Origin of the sequence: Jiella sonneratiae (genome assembly GCF_017353515.1) — a bacterium.
GTDB classification, from domain to species: domain Bacteria; phylum Pseudomonadota; class Alphaproteobacteria; order Rhizobiales; family Rhizobiaceae; genus Jiella; species Jiella sonneratiae.
In genome coordinates, this window is sequence record NZ_JAFMPY010000013.1 from 70680 (window position 1) to 90274 (window position 19595).

The following is a 19595-nucleotide window of genomic DNA, read 5'->3' on the forward strand; positions in this document are numbered from 1 at the left end:
CGGACATGATGCGCGCGCTCGGGGAAACCCGGGCGCGTTTTGGTATCTGCGAAGATCATATTGGTCGAAGATCGATTTGCCTAAATCGGACATCCATGTTTTCATCGGGTGGTTGTGGTACCGAGGAATTGCAGTGAACAGGATTCTGATCGCAGCCGTTTTAGCCGCAGTGTGGATGCAGCGTTCATTTGCAGCCGAATTGAGCCTTTCCACCGGAGAAGGTCCTGGAGGTCAAGCTACCAGAATCTTGCGCATCGCTGGGGACATCACGGAAGGCGACAGCCAGAAGGTCGCTGCTCGACTTGACCAACCGCGTGACAAAGACAGCGAAAGATCGGCCGTTGATCAGGTAACTTTGGCGGGTGAGGGTGGAGATTTTTTAGAAGCAGTGAAGATCGCTCGGCTGATCGGCCAATCCGAGGTATCGACTGCCGTGTTAGCTGGAGATACGTGTTCAGATGCCTGTGCGGTCGCGTTCATGGCTGGCAACATGGGCAATTTCAACGAGACCACCGTCCGGGCCTCGGCAAGATGCCTGCAAGAAGGCGGCGTCCTGGAGTTTTCGATCCCCACATTCGCGCAAGTGCGAACCATAAATCCGTTGGAGGACCGCAATGCCGAACTCGCGCGGGTCGCGCGCCGTCAGATGTTTCTTTTTTTTGTTGATCTGATCACCCTGACGAGAGAGCACGAGTGGCCGGAGCAGCTAGTTCAGGCCGTACTTGAGGCCGGAATCTCTGGAAGAACGATTGTGCGGGCGGATTATGACCCTCTCCATCTACTACGAGAAGGAAGCCCGGATGATTATTATGGCATCGTCGCCCATGCGGAGCGCAGTATAGATTTGGGGCGACCTTGTCCTTTTGTTGTGACAAATTGATTATTTAGCCTATCCGAGACTATTATGAAAAAATTGTCCTCATTTTTGACATTATTTTTCGTCTGCACGTTTGCAGACTTTACGACAGCAGCCGAGGTCTTGACGCAGTCTGCTGCCCAGATCTCCGACCGTTGTGGCGCAGAACGGACGATTTTGCTGCACGGCCAAATCGATAAGGGGGACGTCGAAAGACTGAGAGCGGCCCTCGGACCAAAGCTGAGCGAGGCTCCAACAAGCGACTTTCGAGGTTCTCAGGCGCGTTTGGTTTTGGACAGCCCCGGAGGAAACCTCGTCGAAGGAATAGCTCTGGCGAACCTCGTCCGAGATGCTGCCCTCCGAACCTATGTCAGGAGCAACGCTCAGTGCGTTTCGGCGTGCGCGCTCGTTTTCATGGCAGGTACATCCATTGGAGCGAACGGCAAGCGCTTCTCGATCCGGGAGATCGAGCCCGGCGCAAAACTGGCATTCCACGCCCCTGACTTACCAGAAGAAATGCTTCGCGACATTGCGCCAGACGATCGGGTCGCGGCGCGGGCCATCGAGGAGGCAATGTTCCAGGCAGCGCGCGGCTTCGTCAATTTGCTGCATGATCACAATTGGGCGCAATCATTGACGGAGTTTACCCTTGAGGCCGTCGACAAAGGGGAATTCGTTGAGGTAAAAACCGTTGATCAAGCAGGTAGGTGGCGCATCGGGATTGCTGGATCTCGCCGCTTACGCATTGAGCCAAATCTGCGCGATGAAAGTTATTATGCGGCAGATGCAGGTTCGCCGCTGGGCCTGCATAGCTTTTGCGTCAATTCTGAAGAGTGGGCAAAAGATCAGTTCGCATTTCCTGTGTTGGACACCCCCTCTCCCTTGGCGGCGAACATTCAAGATCGGTCGATCTTAAGTCGCCCAATTATTGCTTATACGAGGGCGAGGCGATACCGGGAGCACCTCTTCTCGCACGAGACGATCGGCGGGTATGAGTCGTATTGCGTCGTGTCTACGGATCAAAGCGGCCGCATCTATTCAGCATTCTGGCCAGGCGACCTGACGGTCCGATCGGGGCTGCCGAACATCGATAATCAGGGCGTCGCTCTGATCCCTGTCGACCGAATTCGTGCATGGCAGGCTCTTCCGCCAGATACACCTATCACCCGTATCGACGAGTCCCTTGCCGATACCGGAATTTTTCGCAGCGTTGGTCCAGAGCAGGATGTCGAGCCGTTTGTCGTCGAGTCACAGACGACCAATTGGAACCATAACGGCTCGAAGATGGAGCTCAGGGTCGAAAAGCTCGATACCGGGCAGACCGATGTGACGATCAGCTACTCGCAGCCGAGAGAGTCGCTCCTGAAGTACGGCATCGAGCCTAAGCAATTGCTTTTCAAGGGACAATTGGTCGAAGGATCGCTGAGCGGCCGAGCCTTTGTCTTCCGTCGAGGTTGCGACCCCATCCCCTATGGCGTCACCGGCCGCTTCGATCCATCGCAAAGCGCGTTTCGCCTGACGGGAGCCGCCCCCGATCAGACCGGCGATCGCTGCCAGCCCGAAGGGAAAACCTTCGATAGCAGCGCGGCTGCGCTCGTATTCGATCATGACGGCATTGCCGAATACGAACGCGACGTCCAGACCAAGAAGATCGTTCTCGCCTGTCCTGCCGCTCCCAGCGACTGATCACAACTGTTCGCACCGCAGCATCCTGCCTTTTCCACCTCGGCGCCGAATGCTATGGCCCGTGGATCATGCAGTACCGGGATCTATGTCTTTAAGAGACCGCCCGGAAACCCTTTCTTTCCGAAAGCCCCTCCCCATGCTCGACCTCTCCCGCCTGCGACGCGAAGCCGTGGAGGCGCCTGAAAGCGGTATTGTTGCCGTCGTCAACCACGCCCGCGGCAGGGAGGGGATCATCCCGATGTGGGCCGGCGAGGGCGACCTCGCGACGCCGCGCTTCATCGCCGAGGCCGCGGCGGCGAGCCTTGCCGAGGGCGAGACCTTCTACACCTTCCAGCGCGGCCTGCCGGAGCTGCGCGTCGCGCTCAGCCAGTACACCAGCCGGCTCTACGGCCAGAACCTCGAGCCCGAGCGCTTCTTCGTCACCGGCTCGGGGATGCACGCGATCCAGCTCGCGCTGATGGCGCTCGCCGGCAGCGGCGACGAGGTGGTGTTCGTCGGCCCGGCCTGGCCGAATTTTTCCGCCGCCGCCGGGCTGATGGGCGCGATGCCCCGCGAGGTCAGCCTCGACTGCGTCGCCGGCCGCTGGCAGCTCGATCTGGGCAAGCTGAAGAGCGCGATTACCGACAAGACCCGCGTCCTCTTCGTCAACTCCCCCTCGAACCCGACCGGCTGGACCGCGACCCGCGAGGAGCTTGCCGCGATCCTTGCCGTCGCGCGCGAGGCCGGCATCGTCGTCATCGCCGACGAGATCTATGCGCGGTTCTATTACGAGGGCCCGCGCGCGCCCTCCTTCCACGACGTCATGGCCGCCCACGACGCCATCGTCTTCGTCAATTCCTTCTCGAAGAACTGGGCGATGACCGGCTGGCGGGTCGGCTGGATCGAGACCAGCCCGGCGCTCGGCCAGATCATCGAGAACCTCATCCAGTATTCCAATTCCGGCGTCGCGGCTTTCATGCAGCGGGGTGCGATCGCCGCGCTGACCCATGGCGAGGAATTCGTCGAGAACCAGATCGCCCGCGCCGAGACCGCCCGCGACATCTTCTGCGACATCCTGACGGCGACCAACCGCGTCGAACTCGCCCCGCCCGACGGCGCCTTCTACGCCTTCTTCAAGATCGACGGCATCGGCGACACCAGGGCGGCGGCCTTCAGGATCGTCGACGAGGCGAAGGTCGCGATCGCGCCGGGCACGGCCTTCGGGCCGGCGGGCGCGCCGTTCTTCCGGGCCTGCTTCCACCGCCGGCTCGACGAGGTCGAGGCGGCCGCCCATCGCCTAGCGGAGTGGATCGGATACCAGGTGTGAGCATGGGCCACCGGGCGGCGCGGGGCCGCCTGCGGGACCTTGCCGTCACCGGGGCGGCGGCGCTTTCCGCCGGCGCCGTCGCCAGTTCTTTCGGCCTGCCGGTCGCCTGGCTGCTCGGCCCGGTCGTCGCCGCGACGGCGCTCAGCCTCGCCGGGCTCGACACGCGGCTGCCGGACCGGCTGAAGACCCTCGCCTTCTACGTGCTCGGCGTCCAGGCCGGGTCCGGCGTCTCGCCCGAGATCGCCACCCAGTTCGCGGTCTGGCCGCTCTCCTTCGTCATCCAGCTTTTCGGCGTCCTCTTCGCCGTCGCCCTGTGTTACGGCTTCCTGCGGCGGATGCTCGGCTGGGACCATGCGACCGCGCTCTTCGCCTCGCTGCCCGGCGCGCTGTCCTTCGTCGTCGCGGCGGCCTCCGAGACGAAGGCGGACATGGGCCGGGTGGTGATCATCCAGTCGATCCGTCTCCTGATGCTGATCGCCGCCCTGGTGCCGCTGCTCGGCGCGCTGGAAGGCGGCGGGGCGATGGGTCCGGCGCTGCGGCCGGCCGGCGACGGCGGGGTGTTCGCCTATGCGCTGATGTTCGGCCTTTCCGCCGCCACCGCCTGGCTCGCCGCAAGGCTCAACGTTCCCGGCGGCATGATGCTCGGCGCGCTGATCGGCAGCGCCGTTCTGCACGGCGCCGACGTCGTCGCGGTCTCGCTGCCCTGGTGGCTCGCCCTGCCGAGCCTCGTGCTTCTCGGGATCATCGTCGGCGGCCGGCTGAACGGCATCTCGGTCTCCGCCTTCCTGCGGCTGCTCGCGCCTTCGCTCGGCTGCTTCGCGCTCGGCCTTCTCGGCACCGGGCTTGCCGGCGTCGCCGCCGTCGTCTTCGTCGACCTGCCGGCGCCGAACGTCGCCCTCGCCTATGCGCCGGGCGCGCTCGAGGCGCTGACGGTGCTCGCCTTCCAGTTCGACATCGATCCGGCCTATGTCGCCTCCCATCACGTCGTGCGCTTCTTCGCCATCGCGCTGATCGTGCCCTTCCTCGCGCGGCGGGTCTCGCGGCGCGAGGCCGTCACGGAAAGGGCCGAGGACGGGACGGCGGCCGCGCCGGCGCCCGGCGAATGGGATCGAGAAAGCGCGTGACGGCGCGGCGGGGTCAGGCGTCGATGGCGGCGAAGACCGACGGGCTCGGCGCTTCCGCCTCGCCGCCTTCCGGGCCCCACGAGACCACCCAGGCGGCGAAGTCGTCGCTCATCTCGGCGAAACGGAACGCCTCGCCCGCCTCGACCAGCAGCGCGTCGCCGGCGCCGACGGCCCCCGTCCCGTCGCCGGAGAGCGTCGCCGCGCGGCCGCTCGCGACGACGAACAGCCGGTCCTGATGATAGGGATCCTGGGCGTCCTCGCCGCGCGGGGCGTGGACTTCGAGGGTCATGGTGCCGTGGGCGAAGGCCTCAGCGGCAAACCTGCCGCCGGGAAAGGCCGTGCTGGCAGGGCCGGGCAGCTTCGACAGGAGGGAGGCGAGCGAAACCTTCATCGGGCAGGTCCTTGCGATCGTCGGGACCCGCCCCGTCGTCGTGCCGGCGGCACCGGCCGAGCCGGGGCCGCGACGGCCGCGATTCAGCCGCCGGCTTGCGAGACGACCAGCGGGGTCACCTTCTCCGAACGCTCGGGGCTCGCCGGGCGTTCCGCGGCGAAGGGAATGCCGACGGCCTGCCAGGTCTCGACCAGCGCGTCGCGCAGCGCCTCGATCAGCCGGTCGTCGTGCAGCGGCGTCGGGGTGATGCGCAGGCGCTCGGTGCCGCGCGGCACCGTCGGATAGTTGATCGGCTGGATGTAGATGCCGTGCTTGGCCAGCAGCCGGTCGCTCGCCTGCTTGCAGAGGTCCGGGTCGCCGACCAGCACGGGGACGATGTGCGTCTCGGACGGCATCACCGGCAGACCCGCCTCGGCGAACACCGCCTTCGCCCGCCCCGCCTGAAGCTGCTGGCCGGCGCGCTCCGACTGCGAGTGCTTCAGATGGCGGATCGAGGCGGTGGCGGCGGCGGCGAGCGCCGGCGGCAGCGCGGTGGTGAAGATGAAACCCGGCGCATAGGAGCGGACCGCGTCGATCAGCGCCTTCGACCCGGTGATGTAGCCGCCGAGGACACCGAAGGCCTTGGCCAGCGTTCCCTCGATGACGTCGATGCGGCCGGCGACGCCCTCACGCTCGGAGATGCCGCCGCCGCGCGCGCCGTACATGCCGACGGCATGGACCTCGTCGATATAGGTCATGGCGTTGTAGGTCTCGGCGAGGTCGCAGATCGCGGCGATCGGCGCGACGTCCCCGTCCATCGAATAGACGCTCTCGAAGACGATCAGCTTCGGCCGGTCGGGCTCGGCGGCGGCGAGCAGTTCCTCGAGATGGGCGAGGTCGTTGTGGCGGAACACCTGCTTGCGGGCGCCGGACTTCCTCACCCCCTCGATCATCGAGGCATGGTTGAGCTCGTCGGAAAGGATCAGGCAGTTCGGCAGAAGCTTGGCGATGGTCGAGATCGACGCCTCGTTGGAAACGAAGCCCGAGGTGAAGACCAGCGCCGCTTCCTTGCCGTGCAGATCGGCGAGTTCCAGCTCGAGCTCGACCAGCGGATGGTTGGTGCCGGAGATGTTGCGGGTGCCGCCGGCGCCCGAGCCCATGCTCTGCGCCGTCTTCGCCATCGCCCCGACGACGTCGGGATGCTGGCCCATGCCGAGATAGTCGTTCGAGCACCAGACGGTGATCTCCCGCGCCTCGCCCTGGTGCCGCCAGATCGCCTTCGGAAACTCTCCCGCGATACGCTCCAGATCGGCGAACACCCGATAGCGCCGCTCGGCGTGAAGGGCTTCGATCGCCGAGGCGAAATGGCGCTGGTAGTCAATCATCCTGCACTCCTCATCGGAATGGTTCTAAGTCCGTGCATCCGCCTTGTCCACCGCCGGCGCAACCGGCCGCCGACGCCCGTCCAATCAATATGACACGAATGGCGCACGAAGTGACAAAATAATTTGACACCCCGGCATCGATCCTGCCGCCGTTGTAACGTCCGCACCTTGATTTGGAGCAAATTAAAGTTTCGAAATGCCTCCGCCGCCGCGACCGGGCTGCTCGAACGGGGCCTCGGGCGCTCCCGACGCGCCGGCGGCGTCACGTCTCGCCGCCGCCCTCGCCCTCGCCGGCTTCCGGCATGGACGCGCCGGGTTCCCCTGGCTCCGCCGTTTCGCCGGCCGGCGTCCCGGCGTCGCGCCGCGCCCTGGCCTGGCTCTTGCGACGCGACAGATTGGCCCGCAGCGCCCGTTCGAGACGCTCCTCGCGCTGTGTCTTCTTCCGATCGTCGGGCGATGTACCGGCCATGGTTCCGCATGTATCGATTCCAGACTGGAAACGCCAGACGCCGCGGCGCGGCGGGGGCGGGCCGCTGCGTCTGGCCCGTTCCGATCCGGCCCGGTCACGGATTCGGGATGGCGCAGCCGACGCAAGCTGCCGGGCCCCGGGTGACAAGCTCGTTGCAAAACCGGTAGATCGGCGGTCGAAGCGTCGCCGCCGCGGCCCGACGCGCCGCAGCCGGCCGGTGCGTGTTGAAGGAAAGTTGAGACCTCATGATCGACCACATCGGCTTTGCCGCCGAACTCGCCCGTCACGCCGAATCCAGCGGGCCGGTGACGATCGGCCTTGCCGGTGCCGGGCAGATGGGCACGGACATCGTCGTCCAGACGGCGCTGATGCGGGGCGTGCGGGTCGGGGCGATCGCCGCCAACAGCCCGCGCCGGCCGCTGGAGGCGCTCGCGATCGCCGGCTACGACGAGGGCCACGGCGTCGTCGCGGCGACGCCGGCGGCGATCGACGCGGCAATCGAGACCGGCAGGATCGCCGTCACCGACGACATCGCGGCGCTCTGTGCGGCCGGCAAGATCGACGTCATCGTCGATGCCACGGGCAGCCCGGAAGTCGGCACCCGCCTCGCCCTCCTGGCGATCGAGAACGGCAAGCACGTCGTCATGCTGAACGTCGAGGCGGACATCACCGTCGGCCGCCTCTTGGCCCGCCGGGCGGCGGCGGCCGGCGTCGTCTATACCGGCTCGGCCGGCGACGAACCGGCGGCGACGCTCGAACTGATCGGCTTCGCCCAGTCTCTCGGGATGGAGGTCGTCGCGGCGGGCAAGGGCAAGAACAATCCCCTGCGCCACGACGCCGTGCCCGAGGAATACGAGGCCGAGGCTGAGGAGCGCAACATGAACGCCCGGATGCTGGTCGAGTTCATCGACGGCTCGAAGACGATGGTCGAGATGACGGCGATCGCAAACTGCACCGGCCTCGTCCCGGACGTGCCGGGCATGCACGGACCCGAGGCCAGCGTCGAGAACCTCGCCCAGGTTCTCTGCGCGGCCGAGGACGGCGGCGTGCTGTCGCGCGCCGGGCGGGTCGACTACACGATCGGCAAGGGCGTCGCCCCCGGCGTCTTCTGCGTCGTCAAGCCCCGCCACCCGCGCGCCATCGAGCGGATGGCGGATCTGAAGGTCGGACCCGGCCCCTGCTTCGCCCTCGTCCGGCCGTTTCATCTGACAAGCCTGGAGACGCCGCTGTCGGCGGCGCGGGTCGTCATCCACCGGCGGCCCGACATGGTGCCGATCGACCGGCCGGTGGCCGAATGCGGCGCCCGTGCCAAGCGCGGGTTGCAGCCGGGTGAGACGCTCGGTCGCATCGGCATGGCCGACTATCGCGGCTACGCTCTCGAATGGCGCGACGCACGCGGCAAGCGCGCTCTGCCCCTCGGGCTTGCCGAACATGCACGCGTCACAAGGCCGATCGCGGCCGGCGAGCTTCTCACCTACGAGAACTGCACGCCGGACGCTTCGCTCATCGTCACGCGCATGCGCGCCGAACTGGACGCTGCGGACGACAGGGCGTTCGGATAGGCGGTGCGTGGCTGCCGGTCAGAGACGGCCGTGCGGCATTCTCGTCGCGTCGATGGCGGTTTCGAGGCCCTTGGCGAGGACGCTGCGCTCGTGGGTCGACAACTCCTCCATCGCCTTGCGGATCGAGCGCAGCGGATCGCTCTTCAGAAGCTGGTAGCCCTTTTCGGTCAGCTCCAGACGCTCGGCGCGGCCGCGGCCGATCGTCCCCATCTTGGTGACCAGTCCCTTTTCGACGAGGGTGCGCACCGTGCGCGCCACGGCTCCGGAGGCAAGTCCCTGATAGCGCGCGAGGTCGATCGCGGTGCGCCGGTCCGCCTGTGCGTGGTGGATGTAGCGCAGCGCCGACCACTGGGCGGGGAAAAGGTGCGCGGCATAGCCGTTCGAATGCAGGCGGCGCGCCATTTGCTCGAAAAGCCCAGTGAGCACTTCGGTGGAATCAGTCTCCGTCATGTCGATACAAGTTGCCCCTTCACTCATCCGACCGCCGCAAAGCAGTCACAAGCATCATAGAACGGGAATCCTCGCAATGCGACCACGGAATGATTGCAAAATGTAGCGCCGCCTGCCTCACGCATGAACTTTCTAGAACAACTTTAATCTTGAGCCGGCGCCAGCCAGTATATCCGCAGCGGTTGCTGCAGCCGGCGGCCGGCCGCATCCGGCTGAGAACATTCGCGAAACCGGCGTTCCACCTCGTCGCGGCGGCGCTCCGCGAGGACGGCGCGCGCCGGATCGACGGCGACGAGACGCGCCAAGAAAGCGTCGACGTCGGCAAAGCGGATCGTCTCCTCAAAGACGACGTTGCCGCGCAGCCGCAACCGCCCGGCGCGCACGGCGTCGGCGATGGCGGCGCCCGCCGCCTGCCGGATCGCCGTTTCGTCCTCGACCGGACGCATCGCCTCGAAATAGCTGCCCTCGGCGAGCGGCTCGACGATCAGGATGGCCGCCTCCTGCCGCACCACGCGGCGCGCCTCGGCGAGCGCGTCCGCCATGCGCTCGGCGGGCACGTGATGCAGCGAGTTCATGAACACCACCGCATCGAAGCGTCCCGCCTCGAAGGGAAGCGCCTCGGCGCCGGCTTCGGCGAAGCCGGCGGCGGGAACGGTGCGGCGGGCCGTTTCGACGGCGAGCGGCGCCGGATCGACGCCCGTCGCGTCGAAGCCTTCGCGGATCAGCCGGCCGACCAGCCGGCCACCGCCGCAGCCGACGTCGAGGACGGTGCGGGCCGCGGCGAAGCGCAGCGCCGCGACGACGACGTCGTGCGGATTGCCGGAGGCGAAGGCGGCGTTGAGCGCCTCGGGTGTCTGCATGAAGTCCTGTCCTCCCGCGGCCGCCCGGTCGCGGCCGGCGCCTGTTTTTATGAGCGGAGCCTGCGCCCGCCCCTCACGCCCACCCTTCATCAATGCGCGCCGACCTGTCAAAACGGAACTGCGGCCGCGGGACGACATCCCACGATGCGACGAGAGGCTCGCCCTTCACAGGGCGGGCGCGCCGACGCGCGAGGGGCGCCGGCGGTACAGGTTTGACGGAGACGAGACATGAACGCTGCAAACAGCGGAGCCGAGCCGGGCGAGGGAAGCGTCGTGATCGCCGGCGGCGGCCAGGCCGGCTTCCAAGTGGCGGCCAGCCTGCGCCAGGCCGGCTATCCGGGCCGGGTGACGCTTGTCTCGGAAGAGGCGCGCCTTCCCTATCAGCGCCCGCCTTTGTCGAAGACCTACATCAAGACCGACGCGGCCTTCGAAAGCCTTGTCCTCAAGCCCGACGGCTTCTTCGAGAAGAACCGCATCGATCTGCGGCTGGGCGAGCGGGTCGAGGCGATCGATCGCGGCGACCGGAGCGTCACGCTCTCGCGCGGTGGGCGGCTCGCCTACGACCGGCTGGTGCTTGCCGTCGGCGCCTCCAACCGCGTCCTGCCGATCCCCGGCCACGACCTTGAAGGCGTCTACCAGCTGCGCTCGGCCGAGGATGCCGAGCACTTGAGGGCCGGGCTCGCCGGGGCGCAGCGCGTCGTCATCGCCGGCGGCGGCTTCATCGGGCTCGAGGTCGCCGCGGCCCTGCGGGCGCTGGAGAAGACGGTGACCGTCGTCGAGGCCGCCGACCGGCTGATGGGCCGCACCGTCTCGCGCGAGGTCTCGGCGTTCTTCCTCGACGAGCATCGGGCGATGGGCAGCGAGATCCGCCTCGGCACGGCGCTGTCGGCCATTCTCGGCGACGGCCGGGTCGGCGCCGTCGCCCTGTCGGACGGCAGCGAACTCGCCGCCGACCTCGTGCTGATCGCCGCGGGCGTCGTTCCCAACGACCGGCTCGCCCGCACGGCGGGTCTTGCCGCCGAGAACGGCGTCCTCGTCGACGGCACGATGAGAACGAGCGATCCGGCGATCTTCGCCATCGGCGACTGCGCGGCCTTTCATTCGCCCTTCGCCGAGAAGATCGTGCGGCTGGAATCGGTGCAGAATGCCGTCGACCAGGCAAAGCTCGTCGCCGAGACGATCGTCGCCGGCGAGGCGGCGGCCGGCGTCGCGCCCTACCGGGCGGTGCCGTGGTTCTGGAGCGACCAGGGGCCGTTCAAGCTGCAGATCGTCGGCCTGACCGCCGGCGCCGATCATGTCGAGATCGCCCCCCTCGGCGAGGCCGGCAAGCTCGTCGCCTATTGCTTCTCGGGCGACAGGCTGCTCGGCATCGAGACGGTGAACCGCCCCGGCGAGCACATGCTCGGGCGGCGGATCCTCGCCGAGGACCTCGTTCTCGCGCGCGGCGAGGTCGCCCGCCACGGCTTCGACCTCAAGTCCCACGTCGCGGCGCTGAAGCGCGGCGCCTGAGCGCCGCCTCGGGATCGGCCGGAAACCATTGCGGGGGAAACGCCGCATTCCCATCTGATGCTGCGGGCCGGCGGAACCGGCCGCCCTTTCGTCAGGAGGAACACAGCCCATGTCCGACACCACGATCGACGCCATGCGCGCCGACCGTCTCGACGCCCCCGGCACCTACAGCGGCGTGCGCACGCGGCGGATGCTCGCCTTCGTCTTCGACTACACGCTCGTGCTTTTGCTCTGCGTGCCGGCGGCGATCGTCGTCTTCCTGCTCGGCATCGTCTCCTTCGGCCTCGCCTGGAGCCTCTATGCCTTGCTGTTTCCGGTCGTCGCGGTGTTCTACGTCGGCTTCACCATGGGCGGGCGCAACCAGGCGACGCCCGGCATGCGCATGGCCGGCGTCCGGATCGCGCGGCTCGACGGCGGCGCCGTCGACCCGTCACTCGCCGTGCTGCACGGGGTGATCTTCTGGGCGGCGAACGCGGTGCTGACGCCCTTCGTGCTGCTGGTGTCGCTGTTCACGCCGCGCAAGCAGCTGCTGCAGGACCTGCTGCTCGGGACCGTCGTCCTGCGCGACCGCGAATTCTGAGACGCCTCGCCGGCCGAAGGCAAGCCGACCTTCGGCCGGCCGCCACCTGCCTGGACGGCATGCCGAGGCTCCGGCAGCTCTCCCCCGAGGCGGGGAATCAATCGTCCGGGGCCGGGTTGTCAGCCGGCGTTCGGCCGGAGATAACGGCGCGGGGACAACTGCTCGCGACGTTTCATGGAATTCTTTCACATCTGGCTCACCTATCTGCTGATTCTGGTGAGCATCGTGGGTTACGCGCTGGAGCGCTGGCCCATCGAGGGGGTCGCGGCGGCGTCCCTTGCGGGATTCCTGCTCCTCTTCTCGGCCTTTCCCTATGTCGATTCCGCCGGCCAGGCGGTGACGACCTCGGATCTCCTTGCCGGTTTCGCCAATCCGGCCCTGATCACCGTGATGGCGCTCCTGATCGTCGGCCAGGGGCTGTTCGCCACCGACGCCATGGCGCGGCCGGCAACCTGGCTGACCAAGGTCGGCGGCAATATCGGCGCGGGGGCCGTCGCGATCGTCCTCGTCTCGGCGGCGACGCTCTCGGCCTTCCTCAACAACACGCCGGTGGTGGTCATCTTCATCCCGATCCTGACGATGCTGGCGACGCAGCGCGGCATCTCGCCGAACCACGTCTTCATGCCGCTGTCCTTCCTGTCGATCCTCGGCGGCATCACGACGCTGATCGGCTCCTCGACCAACCTTCTCGTCGCCGGCGTCGCCCTGCGCTCCGGCATCCATCTCGGCTTCTTCGACATCACCGTTCCCGGCCTCGCCATCGCCGTCGTCGGCGCGATCTACGTCATCCGCTTCATGCCGCGCATCCTGACGCCGCGCGAGGCGCAGGAAGGAAGGGTCGTCGATCCCGGCGGCAAGCAGTTCCTCGGCGAGATCGACATTGCGCCCGGCCACGCCTTTCTCGGCCTCAGGGCGCGGTCGGGGCTGTTTCCGGGACTTTCCGACCTGACGCCGCGGATGATCATCCGCGGCGGCGAGACCATCCTTCCCCCCTTCGACGACATCGAGCTGTCGATCGGCGACCGGCTGATCGTCACGGCGACGCGGCGCGCCTTCTCGCGGGCGCTGTCGCGCGGCAATCTCAAGGTGAAGGCGCTGGACCCGTCGGGCGGCGAGACCGCCGGGCGCGCCAACAAGATCGGGCCGGACATGGTGATGGCCGAGGCGGTGGTCGCGCCCGGCTCGCGCTATGCCGGCCGCACCATGCAGTTCTCCGGCCTCAGGACGCAGTTCGGCATCACCCTGTTCGGCCTGCAGCGCAAGAGCCGCATGGCGCGGGCGGCCCTGTCGGAAATCCGGCTCGAGCCCGGCGACACGCTGCTCCTGTGCGGCCGCGAGGCGAACATCTCGGCGCTGCGCGGCAATCACGATCTCCTGCTGCTCGAATATTCGGCGCAGGCCATCCCGCAGTCGGCCAAGGCGCTGCTCGCCACCTTGATCTTCGTCACCATCGTCGGCTTCTCGGCCGTCGGCATCCTGCCGATCGAGGTGCTCGCCGTCTGCGGCGCCATCGCGATGGTGGCGACGGGGTGCCTGACCATCGGCGAGGCGGCCCGCTCCATCGACCGGTCGATCTTCATGCTGGTCGGCGCCTCGATCGCCGCCGCGACGGCGCTGGAGCGCACCGGCGGCGCTCACCTCATCGCCGAGAGCGCGCTGTCGGCTCTCGACGGCGCCTCGCCGATCGTGCTCCTGTCCGGGCTGTTCCTGGTCGTCGCGGTCTTCACCAACTTCCTGTCGAACAACGCCACCGCCGTCCTCTTCACGCCGATCGCCCTCGACATCTCGCGCCGCCTCGGCGTCGCGCCGGAACCCTGGCTCGCCTGCGTGATCTTCGGGGCCAACGCCTCCTTCGCGACGCCGATCGGCTATCAGACCAACCTTCTCGTCATGGGGCCGGGGCGCTATCGTTTCGTCGACTTCGTGAAGGCCGGTGTTCCCCTCGTGCTTCTGGTGTGGTTAACATTCACCATCGTCGCACCATGGTATTACGGGCTTTGACTGTTTCGGGATAGCACGTGACCGTCCATCATCCGCAGACGCCGCAGTTCTTCCTGACCTCGCCCTCGCCCTGCCCCTATCTGCAGGGGCGGGCCGAACGCAAAGTCTTCACGCATCTCCTCGGCGAACGCGCGCCGGCGCTGCTCGACCTGTTGAGCCAGGGCGGCTTCCGCCGCAGCCAGAACATCGCCTACCGGCCGGCCTGCGAACGCTGCCGGGCCTGCGTGTCGGTGCGCATCCTGGTCGACGAATTCGCGCCGACGAAGTCGATGAAGCGGGTGAGGTCGAGGAACCGCGACCTCGTTGCCCGCATGTCCGCGCCGAATCCGACGAGCGAACAGTATTCGCTGTTCCGGCGCTATATCGACCACCGCCACGCCAAGGGCGGCATGGCGGAGATGAGCGTCCTCGACTATGCGATGATGGTGGAGGACAGCCAGGTCGACACGCGGCTGATCGAATACCGCCGCCGCGGCCCGGACTCGCGCTTTTCGGCCGCCTCGGACGGCGAACTCGTCGCCGTCGCGCTCTCCGACGTCATGGCCGACGGCATGTCGATGGTCTATTCCTTCTTCGACCCCTTCGAGGACGACCGCAGCCTCGGCACCCAGATGATCCTCGACCATGTCGAGCAGACCAAGAAGCTCGGCCTCTCCTATCTCTATCTCGGCTACTGGGTCGAAGGCTCGAAGAAGATGGACTACAAGATCCGCTTCCAGCCGCAGGAACACCTGACGCCGAAGGGCTGGGAGAGATACGAGGGATAGTGCCGGGCTTTTGCTCGCGCGGCGGGTCGAGGCGGCCCCGCGTGGCGCCGGGCTTCGCGAACGGACCGGACTGGCGGCGGGCAATCGCCCGTGCGGAAAGCGGCGGCCACGACGGCAGCGATCCGGGATGCACCGGAGCGGTGTGCATTGGCTCACCCTTCGGCCGTCGTTCGCGCTTCTGTCCATCTACTGCCTCCACCCCCGAGCGCGACCGTGATGGAGGCACGATCTTCGATCTGGTAGAAATCTTTCGTGCCGGACGAACGGATCCGACCATGCCCCGCAAGATGACCATCACCATCGCCGAAGACGTCTTCGACGGGCTCACCCGGGCCGCCGGCGAGGGCGACGTCAGCGCCTTTACATCGAGAACCTGTTGCGTCGGCACGTGATCGACTCAGGCCTCGACGAGGCGTATCGCGCCATGGCCGCCGATGCGGAGCGGGAAACCGAAGCCGCGGACTGGCCTGACAGGGCTCGCCGCGGACACGGCACATGAGGCGCGGTGAGGTATGGTGGGTCGAATTCGATCCTTCCATCGGAAGCGAGATCCGCAAGAGGCGCCCTGCCGTCATCGTCAGCAACGACGCCGCCAACCGGAATATCAGGCGGGTCGTCGTCGTGCCATTTACGAGTGCCACGGGTCGGGTCTATCCGGGAGAGGCGGTCGTCACGGTCGGGACGCAGACCAGCAAGGCAATGGCCGATCAGATCATGGCCGCCGACAAATCCCGCCTGAAAAGCCGGCTGGGCATTCCGAGCGCACCCGACATGACGGCCGTCGAGGCGGCCATCAGGCAACATCTTGCCCTCGTGCCGTGAGAGTTCGCCGCATTTTTTGAGAAACAGCGACCGGAACGGCCCCGCCCTCAGCCGATGAACCTGTTGTTCTTCGGAAAGCCCTTCGGCACCAGCCGGCCGGCCTGGGCGCGGTCGCCGCGCCACTCCAGCATCTCGTCCTCGCGGCGCAGGAAGGCGCGGCCGGCGGAATCGGTCCAGCCGAGGCCCTCGGCCAGCCTGAACACCTTGACGTCCGAGACGCCGCCGTCCTTGTAGCGCTGCAGGCGCACGCCCTTGCCGCGGGCCATCTGCGGCACCTGGGCGACCGGGAACACCAGGAGTTTGCGGTTCTCGCCGACGATCGCCACCGCGTCGCCGCCCGCGAGCGGCACGGCGAAGCCGAGCCTCGCCTTGCCGGAGACGTTGACCAGCTGCTTGCCCTTGCGGGTGCCGGAGATCATGTCGGCCTCGCCGGCGATGAAGCCGGTCCCGTCGGTGGCGACGAGCAGCCGCTTCGCCTCCGGATCGGCGACGAAGCCGGCGGCGATGTCGTCCTCGTCCTCCATCTCGACGGCGAGCCGCACCGGCTCGCCCTGGCCGCGGCCGGAGGGAAGCTTGTCGGCCGACAGCGTGAAGGCCCGCCCGCCGGCCGACAGGAGGATCAGCTTGTCGGTGGTCATCGCATGGACGGCGAGCTTCAGCCCGTCGCCTTCGCGGAAGGTCAGGGCGGCAGGATCGGCGAGATGGCCCTTCATGCCGCGCAGGAAGCCCTTCTTCGACAAAACGACGGTGACCGGCTCCTTCTCGATCAGCGCGACGGCGATGTCGTCGAGATTGTGGCTCGGCGCATCGGCGAAGCGGGTGCGGCGGCGGCCGAGCCTGGTCTTCTTGGAGAAGGTCTCGCGCACCTCGCGCACCTCGTCGGCGACCCGGCCCCACTGCTTGTCGTCCGATGCGAGCAGCGCCTCCTTGTCGGCCTTCTCGGCGGTCAGCGCGTCGAACTCGCGCCTGAGCTCGAACTCCTCGAGCTTGCGCAGCGAGCGCAGCCGCATGTTGAGGATCGCCTCGGCCTGGGTGTCGGTCAGCTCGAAGGTGCGCATCAGCTCCTTCTTCGGCTCGTCCTCCTCGCGGATGATGCGGATCACCTCGTCGACGTTGAGAAAGACGACGAGATAGCCGGAGACGATCTCGAGCCGCCGCTCGATCTGGCCGAGCCGGTGGCGGGTGCGCCGCTGCAGCACCTCGCGCTGATGCGCCAGCCATTCCGACAGCGCCTCCTTCAGCGACAGGACCTTCGGCACCTTGCCGCCGGAAAGGACGTTCATGTTGAGCGGAATGCGGCTTTCCAGATCGGTCAGCCGGAACAGCGACTCCATCAAGAGCTCGGGATCGACGGTCCGGCTCTTCGGCTCGATGACGACGCGCACGTCCTCGGCGGATTCGTCGCGGATGTCGGCGAGGAGCGGCAGCTTGCGCGCCGCCAGCAGCTCGGCGACCTTCTCGATCAGCCGCGACTTCTGTACCTGATAGGGAATCTCGGTGACGACGACGACGTAGTTGCCGCGGCCGACATCCTCCTTCTCCCAGCGGGCGCGCACCCGGAACGAGCCGCGGCCGGTCTCGTAGGCCTCGCGGATCTGCGCCTGGTTGTCGACGACGACGCCGCCGGTCGGAAAGTCCGGTCCCTGGACGAAGCGCAGCAGCTGGTCGGTCGAGGCGTCCGGATCCTCGATCAGCTTCAGCGCCGCGTCGCAGAGTTCGGCGGCGTTGTGCGGCGGGATCGAGGTCGCCATGCCGACGGCGATGCCGGAGGAGCCGTTGGCGAGGAGGTTCGGGAAGGCGCCGGGCAGCACCACCGGCTCCCTGTCCTCCTCGTTGTAGGTCGGGCGGAAGTCGACCGCGTCCTCGTCAATGCCGCGCAGAAGCAGCGTCGCGACGTCGGTCATCCGGGCTTCGGTGTAGCGCATGGCCGCGGCGCTGTCGCCGTCGACATTGCCGAAATTGCCCTGACCGTCGATCAGCGGATAGCGGACCGAGAAGTCCTGGGCGAGGCGCACCAGCGCGTCGTAGATCGCCGCGTCGCCATGCGGATGGAACTTGCCCATCACGTCGCCGACGATGCGGGCGCACTTCTTGTAGGCGTCGCCCGGATCGAGCTTCAGGATGCGCATGGCGTGGACGATGCGCCGGTGGACCGGCTTCAGCCCGTCGCGCACGTCCGGCAGCGCCCGCCCCATGATGGTCGAGAGCGCATAGGCGAGATAGCGCTCCTCGAGCGCCGTCTTCAGGTCGATCGGTTCGATGTCGCCGCCGCTTCCCGGCGGTTCCGCAGCCTTGCCCATGCGCGGGCTCTAGCGGAGCGGGCCGATGAGAACAAGAGCGGAACGAAGCAATCCTCAGCTTTTTTCCGCAGGCATTCCCCGATGCGGTCCGTTCCCGTCGCCGGATTTCCTTCGCGGGCGTCTTTCCGGCGCCTGATTTGTCCGTAGATTGCGTCAACTGATCGCGCTAAGTCTCGCGCGGGGCATGATCGGCTCCGCGCGTCGCGCCGGGCTCAACGCTGAAAGAAGGTTCTGCATGTTCGCCAAGACTTCCGTGTCCCTGACCACGACGGCCGCCGCGCTCCTTTTCTGCTCGGCGAGCGCGCTCGCCGCCGACGCGAACGCCTTCGGCGAGCGCCTGAAGGCGGTCGCCGCCACCCAGAACATGATGATCGCCTACGACAGCGCGGCGTCCGAGGGCGACAACGTCGTCCTGAAGGGCATGACCGCGGCGCCGAAGGGAGAGGAGCCGGCAAAGCTCGGCGACGTCACCTTCGAGAGCGTCTCCGGCTCCACCGAGGAGGGCTGGAAGGTCGCCCGCATCCCGATCGCCGACGTCGACGTCACCAAGGACGACACCCACACCACCGTGACCGGCATGTCGGTCGAGGGGGTCGAGCTCCTGCCGGCTGACCGCTCGAAACTGCCGGCGGTCAAGCAGCTGTCGGAGTTCTATTTCCAGAAGGCCGGCCTCGACAAGATGACCGTCGAGGAGAAGGGCGCCAAGGTCTTCGACCTGTCGGGCGTCTCGATCGAGAACACCATCAACGACGACGACACGCTGTCGTCCGACTTCAATTTCGGCACCTTCGACGCCGATTTCTCCACCGCCGATCCCGAGACGGTCCAGACCATGGGCGATCTCGGCTACACCAAGATGAACGGCAGCGTCGAAGGCAGCGCCAGCTGGGATCCGAAGACCGGCACGCTGACGCTCGATCCGTTCGACGTCAACGTCCAGAACGCCGGCAACCTGTCCTTCACCTACGAAATGGCCGGCTACACCCCGGCCTTCATCCAGTCGATGCAGCAGATCTCCCAGCAGATGCAGCAGAATCCGGACGGCAACCAGAATGCCGGCATGGCGATGATGGGGCTTTTGTCGCAGCTCTCGCTCGGCTCGGCGGACATCACCTTCACCGACGATTCGCTGACCAAGAAGCTCCTCGACTACTACGCCAAGAAGCAGGGCACGACGCCGGACCAGCTGGTCCAGCAGCTCGAATCGATGGTGCCGGCCGCCCTCGCCCAGCTGAACAATCCGGACTTCCAGAAGCAGGTGAGCGAGGCCGTCTCGACCTATCTGAAGGATCCGAAGTCGCTGTCGATCTCGATCGATCCGGAAAACCCGGTGCCGGCGATGCAGATCATGGGCGCGGCGATGGGCGCGCCGCAGACCCTGCCGCAGGTGCTGTCGCTCCAGGTGACGGCCAACGACGCGACCAACGAATAGCAATCGCCGCGCCGGGCATCGCCGGCGGCCGTTAGCCGCAACCTGAAATTTCCGGCCGATATCGGCGCCGGCGGTCTTTCAAGGGCCGCCGGCGTTTTCATTTCCCGGGGAGTGCC

18 protein-coding genes are annotated in these 19595 nt (G+C 67.1%); 12 read left to right on the forward strand and 6 right to left on the reverse strand.

All coding sequences use genetic code 11. The features are described 5' to 3' along the window. Positions 1 to 133: 133 nt before the first annotated feature. The 4 genes from J1C47_RS13310 to J1C47_RS13325 all read left to right on the forward strand — a co-directional run bounded on the left by J1C47_RS13310 (position 134) and on the right by J1C47_RS13325 (position 4972). On the forward strand, positions 134 to 880 hold the full coding sequence (locus tag J1C47_RS13310) for a hypothetical protein (RefSeq protein WP_207351261.1): 747 nt from the start codon (positions 134 to 136) through the stop codon (positions 878 to 880). Between the two features lie 24 nt (positions 881 to 904). Then, a complete protein-coding gene (locus tag J1C47_RS13315) occupies positions 905 to 2542 on the forward strand; it encodes an ATP-dependent Clp protease proteolytic subunit (protein WP_207351262.1) in 1638 nt (545 codons plus the stop codon). Between the two features lie 136 nt (positions 2543 to 2678). Further along, positions 2679 to 3848: a pyridoxal phosphate-dependent aminotransferase gene (locus tag J1C47_RS13320; RefSeq protein WP_207351263.1), complete on the forward strand. Its 1170-nt coding sequence runs from the start codon at positions 2679 to 2681 to the stop codon at positions 3846 to 3848. Positions 3849 to 3850: 2 nt separating this feature from the next. Beyond that, complete coding sequence (locus J1C47_RS13325) at positions 3851 to 4972, forward strand: AbrB family transcriptional regulator (RefSeq protein WP_207351343.1); 1122 nt, start codon at positions 3851 to 3853, stop codon at positions 4970 to 4972. A 13-nt stretch (positions 4973 to 4985) separates the two neighbouring features. Here the strand turns inward: J1C47_RS13325 and J1C47_RS13330 are convergent, their stop codons facing one another. The 3 genes from J1C47_RS13330 to J1C47_RS13340 all read right to left on the reverse strand — a co-directional run bounded on the left by J1C47_RS13330 (position 4986) and on the right by J1C47_RS13340 (position 7196). Beyond that, positions 4986 to 5363 carry a hypothetical protein gene (locus J1C47_RS13330; RefSeq protein WP_207351264.1) on the reverse strand — a complete coding sequence of 126 codons (378 nt, stop codon included), beginning with the start codon at positions 5361 to 5363 and terminating at the stop codon, positions 4986 to 4988. Between the two features lie 83 nt (positions 5364 to 5446). Then, positions 5447 to 6724: a 5-aminolevulinate synthase gene (hemA, locus tag J1C47_RS13335; RefSeq protein ID WP_207351344.1), complete on the reverse strand. Its 1278-nt coding sequence runs from the start codon at positions 6722 to 6724 to the stop codon at positions 5447 to 5449. Positions 6725 to 6989: 265 nt separating this feature from the next. After that, positions 6990 to 7196, reverse strand: coding sequence for a hypothetical protein (locus tag J1C47_RS13340; protein ID WP_207351265.1), 207 nt, complete (start codon positions 7194 to 7196; stop codon positions 6990 to 6992). A gap of 245 nt (positions 7197 to 7441) precedes the next feature. On the opposite strand from J1C47_RS13340, the gene J1C47_RS13345 reads away from it, so the two are divergent. After that, a complete protein-coding gene (locus tag J1C47_RS13345; RefSeq protein WP_207351266.1) occupies positions 7442 to 8758 on the forward strand; it encodes an NAD(P)H-dependent oxidoreductase in 1317 nt (438 codons plus the stop codon). 18 nt (positions 8759 to 8776) lie between these two features. Here J1C47_RS13345 and J1C47_RS13350 read toward each other — a convergent pair whose 3' ends face one another. Both J1C47_RS13350 and J1C47_RS13355 read right to left on the reverse strand, forming a co-directional pair. Further along, positions 8777 to 9208, reverse strand: a complete 432-nt coding sequence (locus J1C47_RS13350; RefSeq protein ID WP_207351267.1) for a MarR family winged helix-turn-helix transcriptional regulator — start codon at positions 9206 to 9208, stop codon at positions 8777 to 8779. A 143-nt stretch (positions 9209 to 9351) separates the two neighbouring features. Further along, complete coding sequence (locus J1C47_RS13355) at positions 9352 to 10068, reverse strand: class I SAM-dependent methyltransferase (RefSeq protein WP_207351268.1); 717 nt, start codon at positions 10066 to 10068, stop codon at positions 9352 to 9354. 228 nt (positions 10069 to 10296) lie between these two features. Between J1C47_RS13355 and J1C47_RS13360 the strand changes: the two genes are divergently transcribed. From J1C47_RS13360 to J1C47_RS13385, 6 genes are all read left to right on the forward strand, one after another. Then, entirely contained in the window at positions 10297 to 11577 is a 1281-nt protein-coding gene (locus J1C47_RS13360; RefSeq protein WP_207351269.1) for an NAD(P)/FAD-dependent oxidoreductase, read from the forward strand. A 109-nt stretch (positions 11578 to 11686) separates the two neighbouring features. Next, positions 11687 to 12157, forward strand: coding sequence for an RDD family protein (locus J1C47_RS13365; RefSeq protein WP_207351270.1), 471 nt, complete (start codon positions 11687 to 11689; stop codon positions 12155 to 12157). A 174-nt stretch (positions 12158 to 12331) separates the two neighbouring features. Further along, positions 12332 to 14158, forward strand: coding sequence for an SLC13 family permease (locus J1C47_RS13370; protein ID WP_207351271.1), 1827 nt, complete (start codon positions 12332 to 12334; stop codon positions 14156 to 14158). Between the two features lie 17 nt (positions 14159 to 14175). Next, complete coding sequence (locus tag J1C47_RS13375; protein ID WP_207351272.1) at positions 14176 to 14925, forward strand: arginyltransferase; 750 nt, start codon at positions 14176 to 14178, stop codon at positions 14923 to 14925. A 41-nt stretch (positions 14926 to 14966) separates the two neighbouring features. Continuing rightward, positions 14967 to 15317, forward strand: a complete 351-nt coding sequence (locus J1C47_RS13380; protein WP_207351273.1) for a hypothetical protein — start codon at positions 14967 to 14969, stop codon at positions 15315 to 15317. A gap of 103 nt (positions 15318 to 15420) precedes the next feature. Beyond that, the gene (locus J1C47_RS13385; protein ID WP_207351274.1) at positions 15421 to 15747 is read left to right on the forward strand and encodes a type II toxin-antitoxin system PemK/MazF family toxin; all 327 of its coding nucleotides are present in this window, start codon (positions 15421 to 15423) and stop codon (positions 15745 to 15747) included. A gap of 47 nt (positions 15748 to 15794) precedes the next feature. On the opposite strand, the gene parC is transcribed toward J1C47_RS13385, so the two are convergent. After that, positions 15795 to 18047 (reverse strand): DNA topoisomerase IV subunit A, encoded by a 2253-nt coding sequence (gene parC / locus J1C47_RS13390; protein ID WP_207351275.1) that lies wholly within the window; start codon positions 18045 to 18047, stop codon positions 15795 to 15797. Positions 18048 to 18282: 235 nt separating this feature from the next. Between parC and J1C47_RS13395 the strand changes: the two genes are divergently transcribed. Beyond that, complete coding sequence (locus J1C47_RS13395; protein ID WP_207351276.1) at positions 18283 to 19479, forward strand: hypothetical protein; 1197 nt, start codon at positions 18283 to 18285, stop codon at positions 19477 to 19479. Positions 19480 to 19595: the final 116 nt, after the last annotated feature.